At 68.6% G+C, this 15940-nt stretch carries 12 protein-coding genes; 4 read left to right on the top strand and 8 right to left on the bottom strand.

Annotation, left to right across the window (positions count from 1 at the left end; all coding sequences use genetic code 11):
- Positions 1-5: 5 nt before the first annotated feature.
- Both LK10_RS01235 and LK10_RS01230 read left to right on the top strand, forming a co-directional pair.
- The gene (locus tag LK10_RS01235) at positions 6-1022 is read left to right on the top strand and encodes an asparaginase (RefSeq protein WP_043119494.1); all 1017 of its coding nucleotides are present in this window, start codon (positions 6-8) and stop codon (positions 1020-1022) included.
- Between the two features lie 170 nt (positions 1023-1192).
- A complete protein-coding gene (locus LK10_RS01230; RefSeq protein WP_043119493.1) occupies positions 1193-1576 on the top strand; it encodes a sterol carrier family protein in 384 nt (127 codons plus the stop codon).
- Positions 1577-1579: 3 nt separating this feature from the next.
- Here the strand turns inward: LK10_RS01230 and LK10_RS01225 are convergent, their stop codons facing one another.
- Positions 1580-2335: an SDR family oxidoreductase gene (locus LK10_RS01225; protein ID WP_043119491.1), complete on the bottom strand. Its 756-nt coding sequence runs from the start codon at positions 2333-2335 to the stop codon at positions 1580-1582.
- Positions 2336-2520: 185 nt separating this feature from the next.
- Here LK10_RS01225 and aceE point away from each other — a divergent pair, with 185 nt between their 5' ends.
- Entirely contained in the window at positions 2521-5292 is a 2772-nt protein-coding gene (gene aceE, locus LK10_RS01220) for a pyruvate dehydrogenase (acetyl-transferring), homodimeric type (RefSeq protein WP_043119488.1), read from the top strand.
- Between the two features lie 116 nt (positions 5293-5408).
- Here aceE and LK10_RS21615 read toward each other — a convergent pair whose 3' ends face one another.
- The 7 genes from LK10_RS21615 to LK10_RS01190 form a co-directional block, all read right to left on the bottom strand.
- The gene (locus LK10_RS21615) at positions 5409-5576 is read right to left on the bottom strand and encodes a hypothetical protein (RefSeq protein ID WP_156143974.1); all 168 of its coding nucleotides are present in this window, start codon (positions 5574-5576) and stop codon (positions 5409-5411) included.
- Between the two features lie 265 nt (positions 5577-5841).
- Entirely contained in the window at positions 5842-8670 is a 2829-nt protein-coding gene (locus LK10_RS01215; protein ID WP_043119486.1) for a molybdopterin-dependent oxidoreductase, read from the bottom strand.
- A gap of 1 nt (position 8671) precedes the next feature.
- Positions 8672-9508 carry an FAD binding domain-containing protein gene (locus LK10_RS01210; RefSeq protein ID WP_043119485.1) on the bottom strand — a complete coding sequence of 279 codons (837 nt, stop codon included), beginning with the start codon at positions 9506-9508 and terminating at the stop codon, positions 8672-8674.
- The gene (locus LK10_RS01205; protein ID WP_043119483.1) at positions 9499-10746 is read right to left on the bottom strand and encodes an XdhC family protein; all 1248 of its coding nucleotides are present in this window, start codon (positions 10744-10746) and stop codon (positions 9499-9501) included. Before LK10_RS01205 ends, LK10_RS01210 begins: the two co-directional genes overlap by 10 nt.
- 140 nt (positions 10747-10886) lie before the next feature.
- Complete coding sequence (locus LK10_RS01200; protein WP_043119481.1) at positions 10887-12419, bottom strand: NCS2 family permease; 1533 nt, start codon at positions 12417-12419, stop codon at positions 10887-10889.
- 10 nt (positions 12420-12429) lie between these two features.
- On the bottom strand, positions 12430-12933 hold the full coding sequence (locus tag LK10_RS01195) for a nucleoside deaminase (RefSeq protein WP_043119480.1): 504 nt from the start codon (positions 12931-12933) through the stop codon (positions 12430-12432).
- A gap of 582 nt (positions 12934-13515) precedes the next feature.
- Entirely contained in the window at positions 13516-14271 is a 756-nt protein-coding gene (locus LK10_RS01190; protein WP_043119478.1) for an IclR family transcriptional regulator, read from the bottom strand.
- 242 nt (positions 14272-14513) lie between these two features.
- Between LK10_RS01190 and LK10_RS01185 the strand changes: the two genes are divergently transcribed.
- The gene (locus LK10_RS01185; protein ID WP_043119477.1) at positions 14514-15896 is read left to right on the top strand and encodes an NAD-dependent malic enzyme; all 1383 of its coding nucleotides are present in this window, start codon (positions 14514-14516) and stop codon (positions 15894-15896) included.
- Positions 15897-15940: the final 44 nt, after the last annotated feature.

Here is a 15940-nt window from a genome sequence, read left to right as displayed (position 1 = left end):
CGCACATGGCCTCCCATTCAACCTTCACGGCTGACGACGCCGTGGAACTCGCTGTGATCGAGCGCAGCGGATTCGTCGAGTCCCGGCACATCGGTTCCGCCGTCGTGCTCGCCGGCGATGGCACCGTAGTAACCGCACTGGGAGACGTCACGACACCCGTCTTTGCGCGCTCCGCCCTCAAGCCCCTCCAAGCACTCGCGTCCATGCGGAGCGGCGTTCCGCTCCGGGGTGCCCAGGTGGCGCTCGCGTGTGCCTCGCACGTCGGCTCGCTCGACCACATGGATGTAGTCGAAGGGATGCTCAAGGCCGCCGGACTCCGCGAAGCGGATCTCCTCTGCCCGCCTGATTGGCCCAAGGACGAGGAGGCGCGCGCGTGGCTTGTCCGCTCCGAGATCGGCCGCCGACGCCTCGCCTTCAACTGCTCGGGCAAGCACGCCGCGTTCCTGTGGGCGTGCTCGGTGAACGGGTGGGACCGCAAGAGCTATCTCGAGCCGAACCATCCACTCCAGCAGCGGGTGCGCGAGACCATTGAGGAATACACCGAGGAAAGCATCGCGCATCTCGGGATCGACGGCTGCGGAGCGCCCGTCGCAGCCATTTCGCTCACGGGCCTCGCCCGCGCCTTCTCGCGCCTCGCAAAGGCCCCGGGTGCACGCGGGGCGGCGGGGGACGCGCGATCCGCCACCATCGCAACGTCGATGCTCGACTACCCGTGGGCGGTTCAAGGGCGCGGGCGAGAGAACACCGTGGTCATGGAGGAGCTCGGCATCCTCGCGAAGATCGGTGCCGAGGGCGTCCTGGTCCTCGCGACCCCGCAGGGTGCCACGGCGGCCGTCAAGGTCCTCGACGGCAACGTCCGCGCGACCACGCTCGTCGGGCTCACGATGCTGGCGGCCGCCGATGCCGTCGACATCCCCGAAGTTGCACGCGTCCTCGAGAACGTCGTGGAGCCCGTTATGGGCGGCGGGCGTCCGGTGGGACGGATCCGCCTCGGCAGCGCCGTCTCGGCTCTCTTGGGCTAGCGGCACCTCTCCGGAACCCCTTGAGGAGCCTCCTGCCCGCGCTCCCGCCCGGTTGTGATTTCCCAATCACTCAGGAGCCGGCGTGGCGCCGAGCGACACGAATCACGAACGGTGAGAAGCGGGCCGGAAGGCTGGCTAGCGTGGCAGAAGAGGAACGAGGAGGGACAAAAGTGCCGCCAAGACGGAGAATCGCGGCCGATGAAGGGCGGGCGGCGATCGCTGCGTGGCTCGCGGCGCGAGAGGAGACCGGCGGGGAAGCGACGAAGCTGGGCCGCCCCCTGCTGGCGACGGCCGTGCGCTACACCCTCGAGGAACTCGCGACCCGCGCGCCGGGGAACTCGGTCGAAGTACGTGTTCCCCCGTTCGGGGTCGCCCAATGCATCGAAGGACCCCGGCACACGCGCGGCACGCCGCCGAATGTTGTCGAATCGGACGCGGAGACGTGGCTCTCACTCGCAACCGGGCGCATCGCCTGGCCTGAAGCCCTCGCGTCCGGGAAGCTCAGCGCCTCCGGAACACGCACGGACCTGAGCGAGCTCCTGCCGCTCGCGTAGTCCCTACCCCCGCCCCACGAGCGGCATGCCGGACGCGGTGATGAGCAGCGAGCCGACGGTCGCAGAGGGAGGGAGGGACGCCATCAGGAAGACGGCGTTCGCGGCCTCCTCGACGGGGAAGGTCGGCTCGACGCGGCGGGACCCGTCGGCTTGGAGCGCCCCCTCGCCCACGCCGAGGGTGTCCATGATTTCCGTACGGGTGTTCCCGATGTCTATCTGCCCGCACGTGATCCCGTAAGGCCGGCCGTCGAGCTCGATGCTCTTCGTCAGGCCCGTGATGGCGTGCTTCGTGGCGGTGTAGGCGACCGATTTGGGCCGAGGGCTGTGGGCCGAGATCGAGCCGTTGTTGATGATGCGGCCCCCTCTCGGCTCCTGCGCCTTCATGGCCCGGAACGCGGCCGCGGCGCAGAGGAAGCTGCCGGTGAGGTTCACTCCGAGGACTGCGTCCCAATCCGAGGGGGAGATCTCGCCGACGTCGCCGCTCGGACCGAACATGCCGGCATTGTTGAAGAGGACGTCGACGCGTCCCCAGCGGCGCTTCACTTCGGCGAAGAGCCGCTCGACTGCATCGGGTTCGGTGACATCTGCAACGAAGGGAAGCGCGGCGTCGCCGAATCCGTCCGCGGTCTGCTCCAGCAACTCGTGGCGGCGCCCCGCCAGCGCGACGCGCCACCCCTCGCCGAGGAGCTTGCACGCGACCGCGCGGCCGATCCCCGAGCCGGCTCCGGTGACGACGGCGACCTGCCTGGTCTCGTTCATACAGCCTCCCTTAACCGAGCTGAGCTTGACGCGCATCACGTCCGCGCGTCACTCTTAATCCACATTGCAATAAATCGTTTCCATTATACGAAATCTAGGAAGCGATGCAGCCTAAGCCATCCGTGTGGATAACGAAGTCCCCCGGACGAGCGCGCGCAACCCCGCGTGCAGGAAAGAGGTTCGACGTGTTGACTGGAGAGCATACCCAGCATCTTTTCGGCGGGCTCGGCGCCCATCTCCCCGACCATGATCCCGAGGAGACCGCCGAGTGGATCGAGTCCTTCGACTCACTCGTGCAGGAACGGGGCACCGAGCGGGCACAGTTCGTAGTGCAGAACATCCTTCAGCGGGCGGGAGCCCAGAGTGTCGGCGTTCCGCTGGTCACGACGACCGACTACGTCAACACCATCCCCGCCGACCAGGAGCCTGCCTACCCTGGCGACGAGGAGACAGAACGCAGGTACAGGGCGTGGATGCGGTGGAACGCGGCTGTCCTCGTCCACCGCGCGCAGCGGCCCGGGGTCGGCGTCGGCGGCCACATCTCGACCTATGCCGGGGCTGCCACGCTCTACGAGGTCGGCTTCAACCACTTCTTCCGTGGCAAGGACCACCCCGGCGGCGGGGACCAGGTCTTCTTCCAAGGCCACGCTTCCCCCGGCATGTACGCGCGGGCCTTCATGGAAGGCCGGCTTACCGAGGAGGACCTCGACGGCTTCCGCCAAGAGAAGTCCCACGAGGGCCACTCCCTCTCCTCGTATCCGCACCCCCGACTCATGCCCTCCTTCTGGGAATTCCCGACGGTTTCCATGGGCATCGGCCCGATGAACGCGATCTACCAGGCGCAGTCGAACCGCTATCTCGCCCAGCGTGGCATCAAGGACACCTCCGACCAGCACGTGTGGGCGTTCCTCGGGGACGGCGAGATGGACGAGCCCGAGAGCCGCGGCCTCCTCCAGCTCGCGGCCAACGAGGGCCTCGACAACCTCACGTTCGTGGTGAACTGCAACCTCCAGCGCCTCGACGGTCCCGTTCGCGGAAACGGGAAGATCATGCAGGAACTCGAGGCGTTCTTCCGGGGCGCGGGCTGGAACGTGGTCAAAGTGGTCTGGGGCCGCGAGTGGGACTCGCTCCTGCAGAAGGACCGCGAAGGCCACCTTGTGCGCATCATGAACGAAACGCCCGACGGCGACTACCAGACCTACAAGGCTGAGGACGGCGGCTTCGTCCGCGAGCACTTCTTCGGCAAGTCGCCAGAGACGAAAGAGCTCGTCGCGGACCTGACGGACGAGCAGATCTGGAATCTCAAGCGCGGCGGCCACGACTACCACAAGGTCTACGCGGCATATAAGTCGGCGGTCGAGTTCAAGGGCAAGCCGACCGTTGTCCTCGTGAAGACCGTCAAGGGCTACGGGCTGGGCTCGCACTTCGAGGGCCGGAACGCGACCCACCAGATGAAGAAGCTCACGCTCCAGGACCTCAAGGACTTCCGCGACCTCCTGCGCATCCCGATCAGCGACGAGCAGCTCGAAGCCGACCCGTACCGGCCGCCCTACTACCACCCCGGCATGGACGCGCCCGAGATCCAGTACCTCCTCGACCGGCGCCGCGCCCTCGGCGGCTCAGTCCCGGAGCGCCGCAACCGGCACACCGAGGTGAGCCTCCCGCCGTCGTCCGCCTACGCCGTCGCCCGCCGCGGCTCCGGAAAGCAGCAGGCGGCCACGACGATGGCGTTCGTCCGCCTGCTCAAGGACCTCATGCGGGACAAGGAATTCGGCCGGCGCGTGGTCCCGATCGTGCCCGACGAGAGCCGGACCTTCGGCATGGACGCGTTCTTCCCCACGGCCAAGATCTACAACCCGAAGGGCCAGAACTACCTCTCGGTGGACCGCGACCTGGTGCTCGCGTACAAGGAGTCGCCCGCCGGTCAGCTTATCCACCCCGGCATCAACGAGGCCGGCGCGGTGGCGGCGTTCACGGCGGCTGGCACCTCCTACGCGACGCACGGCGAGCCGCTCGTGCCGATCTACGTCTTCTACTCGATGTTCGGCTTCCAGCGCACTGGCGACTCGTTCTGGGCGGCAGCCGACCAGATGACGCGCGGCTTCATCATCGGTGCGACCGCCGGCCGCACGACGCTCACCGGCGAAGGCCTCCAGCACGCCGACGGCCACTCCCCCATCTTGGCTTCGACGAATCCCGCAGTGGTCACCTACGACCCGGCGTACGGGTATGAGATCGGCCACATCGTGCGGGCGGGGCTCGAGCGGATGTATGGGGGCAACCATCGGGATCCGAACGTCATGTACTACCTCACGGTTTACAACGAGCCGATCGTCCAGCCTGCCGAGCCCGAGGGGCTCGACGTCGACGGGCTGCTGCGCGGGATGTACCGCCTGCCGCTTGGCGAAGCGGACAGCGCGGACGGCGCCGCCTCCCGCCTCGCCGACGATGCGCCCCGCGCGCAGCTGCTCGCTTCGGGTGTGGCCGTGCCTTGGGCGGTCGAGGCCCGGCGCCTCCTCGCCGAAGACTGGGGCGTGGGAGCGGACGTGTGGAGCGTGACCTCGTGGACCGAGCTGCGCCGCGACGGGCTCGCGGCTGAGGAGCAGGCCTTCCTGCACCCGGAGCTGGAGGCCCCTGTGCCGTTCGTGACTCAGCAACTCGCGGGCACGCGCGGCCCGGTGGTGGCCGTGACGGACTACATGAAGGCCGTTCCCGACCAGATCCGCCAATTCGTGCCTGGGGACTACGCCGTTCTCGGGGCCGACGGCTTCGGGTTCTCGGACACCCGCGCCGCGGCCCGGCGGTTCTTCAAGATCGACTCGACGTCGGTCGTCGTCCGCGCTCTGCAAGAGCTAGCGCGACGGGGCGAGATCCCGGCGGACGTGCCGCGGCAGGCCATCGAGAAGTACCGCCTGCTGGACGTCAACGCGGGTCCGGCCGCAAGCACGGACGACTAATCCGTCGCGCCGGTCAGCTCCGCAGGCTGCTTACCCCTGCGGAGCTGACCGGCGAAAGCAAAGGGAAGGGCCTCGACGCTCGGCGTCGGGGCCCTTCCCTGCCAGACGGCGAGACTTCAGCGGGCGACAGCGCCCAGCAGCCTCGTGAACCAGCTCCGCTTGCCGTCGTGACGGTCGGTGTCGACCGAGAAATCGGGATCGGTGGTCCACTCACGGGGGATGTAGCGCTCGACGGCCGGCGCCTCCTGCGTGGGTGCGAGCTGGATGGTCTCCTTGGTGGGCATTTCCTCCCCTTTCTGGACTCGATTTCCGCTATTCGAAAAGTTTTTTCTGATACATGAAATTGTAGATGGAGCTGCGGAACTGGGTCAAGAGATCGCCGCGCTCTGGCCCGTTTCTGGGGCCGACTCATGAGGAAAAGGGACGGCGCGCCGCGTTTCCGACCGATTGGGAAGTCACAACCGGGCGGGAGCGCCGGGAGCAGCCAGCGCGAGGAGCGGCCGGTAACCCGGACGCGCGCGGGCCCAGCCGGCGAGCCGGCGCGGCAGGTCAGACGGAAGCCGGGCTTTGCACGGGCCGTGCCACGGGTGCAGCCAGGCCGGCCTCCTTGAGCGCGAGATAGATGCGGTCCCGGGTGAACGGCAGCTCGGTGAAACGTAGGCCCGTTGCCGCCTTGAGCGCATTGGCGAGCGCGGGCGCGACCGGGTTGAACGGGCTCTCGCTCATCGACTTCGCGCCGAGCGGCCCGAGCGCGTCCGAGGTCTCGGCGAAATAGACCTCGCTCCGCGGCACGTCCGCGAAAGTCGGGATGTGGTACTGCCGGAGGATGTCCGTGGTGACCTCCCCAGCCTCGTCGACGCGCACGTTCTCCCACAGGGCTGCGCCGAGGGCTTGGGCGATCCCGCCCTCGACCTGTCCCCGGCACTGCCGCGGGTTGACGACGACGCCCGCGTCGGCAGCCTGGACGCTCTGGAGGATCTGCAGCTCGCCTGTCCCCCGGTGGACGGCGACCCGGAAGCCGTGGACATTGAACGCAACCGATCGCGGCGTCCCACCCCAACGCCCTTCCGCGGCAAGTTCCACCCCGCGTTCGGCGGCAGTCCTCGCCAGTTCAGCGAGCGGCAGCTCCTGCCCGCCGCAGCGGACTGCGCCCCTCGCGAGGACGCACAGACCGACATCATCGCCAGTCAGCTCTGCCGCAAAGGCGAGGATTCGCCGCGAAAGGGTCTCTGCGGCGGCGAGCGTTGCCTTGCCTGCCACGACAGTCCCGGTTGAGCCGAACGCACCCGTGTCGTGGTCGGTGAGGGCGGTGTCGGCGTTCCGCAGCACAATGTCGTCTGCGCCCGCCGAGAGCGCAGTCGCTGCAAGCTGCGCGTGCACAGTGCTCGTGCCGTTGCCGAATTCAGCCGTCCCGACGTTGAGCCCGAAGCGGCCGTCCGGCAGGAGGGCGATCCGCGAGTGCGCGAAGTGCCCTCGAGGAGGAACGGTGTCGATCATCGAAAGCGCTGTGCCCTCGCCCACGAGCCACTCCGGCCCGAGTTGACGCGTCCCGAACACCCGTTCCCGCTCCCGCCCGCGCTTGAGTGCCTTCCCCACGAGCCGCACACACTGGTCGAGTCCGTAGCTGCCGTACAGCACGTCTGCCTCGGGTTCGGGGTGCGAGGCGATCATGGGATCGTCCCGGTGGACCATGTTGCGCCGCCGGAACTGGAGCGGATCCATTCCGATCCCCGCCGCGAGCTCGTCCATGGCCGATTCGATCGCGAAGATCATCTGACTCAGGCCGTATCCCCGGAACGCCCCGGCCGGGACCGTGTGGGTGTACACGGCCTTCGCGTCGATCTTCTTGTTCGCGCACCGGTAGACGCTCACCGACTCGTTGCAGCCGTGGAACATCACTCCGGGGGCATGGTTGCCGTACGCGCCCGTGTTCGTCACGACATCAACCGCGAGCGCGGTGAGCGTCCCGTCCCGCTTCGCACCCGCGCGCAGGCGGATTGTGAAGGGGTGGCGAGTCGTGGTGGCGCGGAATTGCTCGGAACGCGTGAGCTCGAGCTGGACGGGGCGGCCGAGCCGGAGCGCGGCGAGGGCCGCGACATCCTCGGTCAGGACCTCCTGCTTGCCGCCGAACCCGCCGCCCACGCGGCCGGTCAGCACTCTCACGCGCTCGGGGGCGAGCCCGAAGATGCGGGAGAGTGTGCGGCGCGCGAGGAACGGGACTTGGGTGGAGGAACGCACGACGAGCGTTCCCTCGCCGCCCAGCACGTCGCCCTCGGTCCAGGCGATCGAGCAGTGCGTCTCGAGCGCGACGTGCTGGACACGCTGTGTCCGGAAGGTGTCCTCGTAGACGAAATCGGCGGCGTTGAGGCCAGCCGAAGCATCGCCGATCTCGGAATGAAGCTCGGCCACGAGATTCCGCGCCGGGTCGGCGATCCGTGCAGTCGCGGCGTCCTTCTCGCCGTGCACGAGCGGCGCACCCGGGGTGAGGGCGTCTTCCGGGGTCAGGACCGCGGGCAGCACCTCGTAGTCGACGACGACGGCGCGCACCCCGGCTTCGGCGGCGGCGACCGACTCGGCCACGACAGCGGCGACGCGCTGCCCGCGGAACCGCACCACGGTGTCGAAGAGGCGAGTGTCGTCCGGGTCGTCCTCGACGAGCTCGTGCTGTGCCGACGAGTAGAGCACGTCCGGCGCGTCGTCGGACGTGAAGACGGCGACGACGCCAGGCGTGGCGAGCGCCGCGGAGGTGTCGATCGACCGGATGCGGGCGTGGGCGTGGGGCGACCGCACGAGTTTCAGATGCAGGAGTGCGGCAGCTCCGCCCGGCACCTCGGTATCGGTGACGTCGAGTGTGTACTTTTCTGTACCCGAAACGATCCGGCGCCCCGCGAGGGCCGGGACGTCCTCGCCCATCCGCCCGTCGCTGGGCCCGCCTTGGCCGACGCCGGTGACGGCAGCTTCGATCGCCGCGTAGCCGGTGCACCGGCAGAGGTTCCCCTTGAGATTCCTCGGCAGGTTGGCGAGCTGAGCGCCGTCGAACGTCGCCGCCGTCATCACCATGCCGGCCGTGCAGAAGCCGCACTGGAAGCCCTGGGCGTCGACGAACTGGCGCTGCATCGGGTGGAGCCCATCTGCGCCGCCCGAGCAGGTCGCCGCGAGCCCCTCGATCGTCGTGACCTCGTGACCCTCGGCCCGCTGCGCAGGGTAGAGGCACGAATGGACCGGGACGCCATCGACGTGAACCGTGCACGCGCCGCAGTCACCGGCGTCGCAGCCCTTCTTGACCCCGAGGGCGCCCTGTTCGCGGAGGAAGGTACGCAGGCACTGGCCAGGTCGGGGCGCTGCGTCGGCGCGCGTCCCGTTGATCTCGATGGCCATGTCAGGCTCCTTCCTGCCCCAGCAGCTCCGCCCGCAGTTCTTCGGCGAGCCGGTAGGTCATGTCGCGGCGCCACGCGGGCAGGCCGTGGATGTCGTCGTGGTAGAGGGTTTCGGGGATTGCGTCGTCGAGGGCCGCGGCGAGAACCGCGTGGTCTGGAAGCGCCTCGGCCCCGAACCGGAGCTGAACGGGGCGCTTGGTCGACGCGGTCACGGTCAGGACGAAGCGGCCGTCCTGGTCTCGCCGCGCGATGAGCAGCACGCCCGAGCGTCCCAGGTTGCTGAGCGAGAGGCGGCGGAACGCGGTGCGGGCCAAGAGTGCGTGGGCTGGCAGATGGATCGAGCGGATGAGTTCCCCGGGCGCGAGCGCATTGCGGCCGTCTCCCGTGACGAGCTCCGCGACGGGCAGTTGCCGCGTGCCCCGCGCGCTCCAGAGGGTCGCCACGCCGTCGAGCCCCGCGCAGAGCGATGTCATCGGCCCCGCAGGGAGCGAGGTCGCGATGTTGCCGCCGATAGTCGAGAGGTTCCAGATCTTGAAGGAGGCCACGAACGCGTCGCAGCACGAGCGGACGACGCCGAGCCCCGGCCAGCGCGCCACCGTCGCCCCTGCCGGGTCCCCGACTTCCCAGAGCCGCGCGATGGTGCACGTCGCGGCGAAGGTGAGCCCGCCGTCGTCCTCCTCGACCGGTTCCCACCCGGCTGAGGTGAGGTCGAGGAGCCGCTTCAGCGTCTGGCTCCCGTAGGAGAAAAGCACGGTTCCTCCTGCGAGCCAGGCGTCCCCTTCGCGCCACTCTGCCGGGTCCGCTGTCGGGACGAGAGCCTCGATCGTGTTCATGTCCATGACGGCTCGCTTTCCCATCCAAGAGTCACGTCCCGCGGGTCAACACCGACGGGAGGTGACGGTTGAAGGCCGTGGATCCGTCCGCTGCCTTCCCGCAGCGGCGCCCCGCTCGCGGCGGGATTCCGCGACCGGATGAGCTCGGCGAGAATCGAGACCGCGACCTCGGCCGGCGTGACCGCCCCGAGGTCGAGCCCAATCGGGGAGCGCAGCCGTGCGAGGTCCAGCGGGCCGTGACCGGCCTCGAGCAGGGACGCGATGCGCTGCTCGTGGCTCCGGCGCGAGCCCATGGCGCCCACGTAGGCGAGGTTCAGGCGGAGCGCGGCGTCGAGGAGCGGGATGTCGAACTTGGGGTCGTGGCTCACCACGCACAGGGCCGTTCGGGCATCGAGGCGACCCGCAGCTGCCTCTGCCGCGAGGTACGCGTGCGGCCACGCGACGGCGATCTCGTCCGCCCCGGCGAACCGCTCCTGCTCCGCGAACGTCTGGCGGGCATCCACGAGGGTCACACGGTAGCCGAGGAGCTTCGCGGCCGGGACGAGTGCGGCGCCGAAATCGTTGGCGCCGACGACGATGAGCCGCGGGGCCGGCAGGCGGCTCTCGACGAGGAGGCGGATGGGTTCGGAATCGGGCGAGCATCCAGCGTCCGGTTCGACGGTGACGACAGCGGTGACCCCCTGCGCGAGGACCCGCGCCACGAGCCCGACCGCGCGGGAGGCCTCCCTTGAACCGGGGGCGAAAAGCGGGCCGAGAGCGGCGGCAAGCTTCGCGGAGTCCGCGGGAGTGCCGACGAGGATGACCTGCCGGGCGGCGTCGTCGTCCGTTCGCTCTCCGGGCCCCCGAAGGCGACGGACGACGGCGGCCGGCTGGGTGCAGCGGGCGAGCTCGGCCAGGGCGTCGGCCGAGATGGGCTCGAGGTGAACCTCGAGTTCGCCCCCGCACGTGAGACCGGCGGCGAACGCGTCGTCGGCGGAGTAGCCGAAGCGCTCGAGCCTGGCGGTGCCGTCGTCAATGACGTCAAGTGCCGCCGCCACGACCGCGCCCTCGACGCACCCGCCGGAGAGGCTGCCGAGGACCCGTGGCGCGGTGTCGCCGGGGGCGAGTCCGGGCGCTGCGACGAGCATGGTCGTCCCAATCGGTCGCGGCGCCGAGCCCGTCACGGACACCACGGTCGCGACGGCGCAGCGTTCCCCGCGCATCGCTGGCTGCCACGAGGGCAGCGTGCTCAGGAGCTCGATCATGGCTCCCCCTTCTGATGAGCTGCGTCCGGCGGCGAACGCGTCGGACGGACTGTATATATCGTGCGCCCGCGGGGCCGGAGCGTCACTTCCGGACCCACGGGCGCGGTCTATGGGATTTCTTTTGGGCCGCTCCGCCGGTCCTAGGCTCCGATCAGGTTGCCCAACGGGCCGCGTGCGAAGTACACGACGAAGCCCGCAGCGACCACCCACATGAGCGGATGGATTTTCCGCGCCTTGCCGCTCGCTGCCCGCACGAGGACCCACGTCACGAAGCCGGCACCGATGCCGTTCGAAATCGAGTAGGTCAGGGGCATCGTCACGATCGTGAGGAATGAGGGCAGAGCCACGTCGAACTTGCGGAAGTTGATCTCGCGGATCTGGCCGGCCATCATCGTCCCGACGACGACGAGCGCGGCCGAGGCGACCTCGAGCGGCACAACGCTGGTGAGCGGCGTGAGGAACATGGATCCCAAGAAGAGCGCCCCCGTCACCACCGACGCGAGGCCTGTGCGTGCCCCCTCGCCGATGCCGGACGCGGAGTCGACGTAGACCGTATTCGACGAGCCGGAGTTCGCCCCGCCGAGAACGGCGCCGAAACCCTCGATGATGAAGGCGGCCTTGAGCCGCGGGAACGTGCCGTCCTTCTGCGTGAGCCCCGCGCCCTTCGCGAGCCCCGTCATGGTCCCCATCGCGTCGAAGAAGTTCGTGAACACGAGCGTGAAGACGAGGGTCAGGCCTGCGAGGAGGCCGATGCGGTGGAACGCGCCGAAGAGGTCGAAGTGGCCCACGAGGCTCAGGTCCGGGACGGAGAGGAGCTGGCCTGAGAGGACCGGAGTGTTCAGATGCCAACCGTCCGGGTTCTTCGGCCCAGCTGCCCCGAGATGCCAGATTGCCTCGACGAGCATGGCGAGTGCCGTCGTCGCGATGATGCCGATGAGGAGTCCGCCCTGGATCTTCCGCGCAACGAGAATACCCATGAGGATCAGCCCGACCACGAAGACGAGCGTGGGGAGCGTGGTGATCGAGCCGTTGTCGCCGAGCTGGACCGGCGGCCCCGACTGGGTTCCCCGAACGAAGCCCGAGTCAACGAAGCCGATGAACGCAATGAACAGCCCGATACCGACCGTGATGGCGGCCTTGAGCTCCTTCGGCACGGCCCGGAAGATCGCCGTCCTGGCGCCGGTTATGCCGAACAGCACGATGAGCACGCCGTTGATCACCACGAGCCCCATGGCCTCGGGCCACGAGACGTCCTTGACGACGGCGACCGCCAGGAACGAGTTGATCCCGAGCCCGGCAGCGAGGCCGAAGGGCAGGTTCGCGAAGATGCCGAAGAGGATCGTCAGCACGCCGGCCGTGAGGCCCGTGACCGCGCCTACCTGGGCTGCGGGAAGGAATGCCCCTGTGACGTCGAGCGGAGCACTCGAGGCGTTGAAGCCGCCGAGAATGAGCGGATTGAGGATCACGATGTACGCCATCGTGAAGAACGTGACGAGGCCGCCGCGGATCTCCCGCGAGACTGTGGAGCCCCGGAGCGTGACGCTGAAGAACCGGTCGAGGAAACCGTTCGCGGCCTTCGGCCCGCCCGCACGGGTCACGGGCGCCGTCGTCGTCCGCTCGCCCTCGGGCTCGAACTCGTCGGTGCTTGTCTGAGCGCTGGTTTCGATGCTCATGGCAGCCGCCTCAGTATTCGATGCGCTGCGCGAAAGCCGCCCACTGCTCGAAGGGTGCCATGCGGCTGACTCCCTCGGGCTCGGTGTGCAGCACGGGCATCGACCGCAGTTCGACGGGCGTGTCGAAGTAGTCGTAGAACACCGCGTCGTCGAAGCCGGCGCTCGCTGCGTCGTGCCGGTCCGCGGCGAAGCGGACGACGGCGATGCGCGCCCACAGTGCCGACGCAAGGCACATGGGGCACGGCTCGCAGCTCGAATAGAGGGTGGCGCCGGTGAGGTCGAACGTGCCTAGCGCGCGGCAGGCCGCGCGGATCGCCGTGACTTCGGCGTGGGCGGTCGGGTCATTGCTTGCGGTGACGCGGTTGACGCCGTCGAACGCTTGCCCGTCTGGGGTGACGACGACGGCGCCGAACGGGCCGCCGTTGTCGAGGACATTCTGCGCCGCGAGCTCGATTGCCCGGCTCAAGAAGAGACTGTCGGCCTGAGCAGAGGTGCGGCTGGGGGTGGTGGTCATGGGAGACTCCCTCGCTTGGGGAAGTCCGGCCCACCGAGTTCGCCCGGGGCTATCCGTGCAGACCAGGCCTGACCAGACTTCGAAAGCTCTGAATTGAGGTTGCCTGGTAGATAGCCTTCCGGGATCTGCTGGACAGATCACCCGTTGGCCCGCCGTGACGGTTCAACGGTAGCAAGAGGCTGTGATGCGCACCATAGGTTCGGCGAAGATTTTTGGAATTTGGTTTCCGCGACCCGGAAGCGCCATCCCGTTTGGTGGTCACCTCCCGACGGTGCCGCCCCGTCCAACCGTCACCTCCCGACGGTGCCGCCCCGTCCAACCGTCACCTCCCGACGGTGCCGCCCCGTCCAACCGTCACCTCCCGACGGTGCCGCCCCGTCCAACCGTCACCTCCCGACGGTGCCGCCCCGTAAGAAGATCACGCGCCGGGAAGCGACCGACGCCGCACACCCGCAGGACGTGACCAACAAACCCCCGCACACCCGCAGGACGTGACCAACAAACCCCCGCACACCCGCAGGACGTGACCAACAAACCCCCGCACACCCGCAGGACGTGACCAACAAACGGGGGGCGCGGGCGCTACGCCCGGTTGAGCTCCGCCGAGATGCGTTCGGCCGCCGAGCGAAGCGCCGGCACCGCCCGCTCGCCGAACATCTCGTCGACACGGGACACGGGGCCCGAGACGGAGATCGCCGTGGGTGTCGGCGCATTCGGGACCGCCATCGAGAAGCAGCGAACGCCAACCTCCTGCTCCTGCTCGTCGATCGCGTACCCGCGCGCGCGGATCTTGTCGAGGTCGGCGAGGAGGGTCTCGACGTCGCCGATGCTGTAGGTGGTGGGGGTCGGCATCCCCTGGCGGCCCACGATCGACCGCACCTGCTCGTCGTCGAGCTGGGCCAGGATCGCCTTGCCGACGCCGGTGTCGTGCATATGGGCACGGCGCCCGACCTCGGTGAACATGCGCATCGAATGCGGCGAGGGGACCTGGGCGACGTAGATGACCATGTCCGAATCGAGCACGGCCATGTTCGCCGTCTCGCCGAGGCTGTCGACGAGGGTCTTGAGCTCGGGCTGCGCGAGCGCACCGAGCTGCTTGTTCGCACCCTCCCCGAGGCGGATGAGGCGGGGACCGAGCGCGTAGCGCCGGTTGGGCAGCTGCCGCACGTACCCAAGCGCGACCAGCGTGCGGAGCAGCCGGTGGATCGTGGGCAGCGGGAGCTCGGTCGACGACGAGAGCTCGCTGAGCGTCACATCCCCGCCGGCGTCGGTGATGAGTTCGAGGAGTTCGAAAACCCGCTCGACCGATTGGACGCCGCCTGAGGCCTTCTCGGCCATGTGTCCTCCATGGGTAGCGGCCGGTGATGTTCCGGCAAATATTATCCGCATCCCGGAAAATCTGCGGCTATCTCACGATACCGCACCCCAACTTCCTTGGCGCCGCCGTCAACGAAGAGTTGGGACCCGGCACAGATGGCAGCGCAGCGAAGGGGACTTGTATTTCCAAGATGCAGACAATAATATCCGTAGTACGGAAACTTTTTAGCGAGGCCGATGCCTCCCGATCGAAGGATGATTCAATGGCGAGTCCCAGCCCCGGCAACTCCATCACCCTCCGCCTCGACGCGCCGTCGCGCATCAGCATCACGAGCGAGCTTGCCGCCGCCGTCGCTGCGGCCGGCGCTCCTGTGACCGCCCTCGACATCAGCGACTCGCACCATGATCATCTCGTCGTCGACATCACATGCAACACGACTTCGGAGCAGCACGCCGAGCAGGTCGCCGCTGCGCTCGAGGCGCTCGACGGCGTAACCGTCCGCAAGGTCTCGGACCGCACCTTCCTCATGCACCTCGGCGGCAAGCTCGAGGTCGTCCCGAAGGTTCCCCTCCGCAACCGCGACGACCTCTCGCGCGCCTACACTCCCGGCGTCGCCCGCGTGTGCCGTGCTATCGCGGAGAACCCCGAGGACGCCCGCCGCCTCACCGTCAAGCGGAACACCGTCGCCGTCGTCACCGACGGCTCGGCCGTGCTCGGGCTCGGCAACATCGGGCCGGCCGCCGCGCTGCCCGTGATGGAGGGCAAGGCCGCGCTGTTCAAGCAGTTCGCGAACGTCGACGCGTGGCCAGTCTGCCTCGACACCCAGGACACCGAGGAGATCATCAAGATCGTCAAGGCCCTCGCCCCTGTCTACGGCGGCGTCAACCTCGAGGACATCGCCGCACCGCGTTGCTTCGAGATCGAGGCCCGCCTCCGCGAAGAGCTCGACATCCCCGTGTTCCACGACGACCAGCACGGAACCGCGATCGTCACCCTCGCCGCCCTCGTCAACGCTCTCAAGCTCGTGAAGAAGCGGATCGAGGACGTGCGCATCGTCGTCTCCGGCGTGGGCGCGGCGGGCAACGCAATCATCCAGCTGCTCCTCGCCCAGGGCGCACAGAACATCGTTGCGTGCGACCGCAAGGGCGCCATCCACAAGGGCCAGGACCTCACGGACGCGCACCGCATCTGGATCGCCGAGAACACGAACCCCGAGGCCTTCTCCGGCACACTCCACGACGCGCTCAAGGGCGCAGACGTCTTCATCGGCGTCTCGGCCCCGAACCTCTTCGGCCCCGAACAGGTCGCTACGATGGCCGAGGACGCGATCGTGTTCGCGATGGCGAACCCCGATCCGGAGACAGATCCCATCGCCGCTGCCGAGCACGCCGCCGTCGTCGCGACAGGCCGGAGCGACTTCCCGAACCAGATCAACAACGTGCTCGCCTTCCCCGGCGTCTTCCGCGGCCTGCTCGACGCTGGCGTGGCCGACATCACGCCTGCCATGCTGGTCGCAGCGGCACAGGCCATCGCGGCGCGAGTCTCGGACGAGGAGCTCAACGCGAGCTTCATCATCCCGAGCGTGTTCGATCCGCATGTCGCGCAGGATGTGGCAGCGGCCATCGTCACCGCCGCGACCGCCTGATTCTTCGGGACCAAGACCTCACACCAGGGAGAAGGAAAGTATCG

Origin of the sequence: Sinomonas humi (genome assembly GCF_000802235.1) — a bacterium.
Lineage (GTDB): Bacteria > Actinomycetota > Actinomycetes > Actinomycetales > Micrococcaceae > Sinomonas > Sinomonas humi.
Note: the sequence above shows the minus strand (reverse complement) of the source record. Positions and strands in the feature narration are given on the sequence as shown.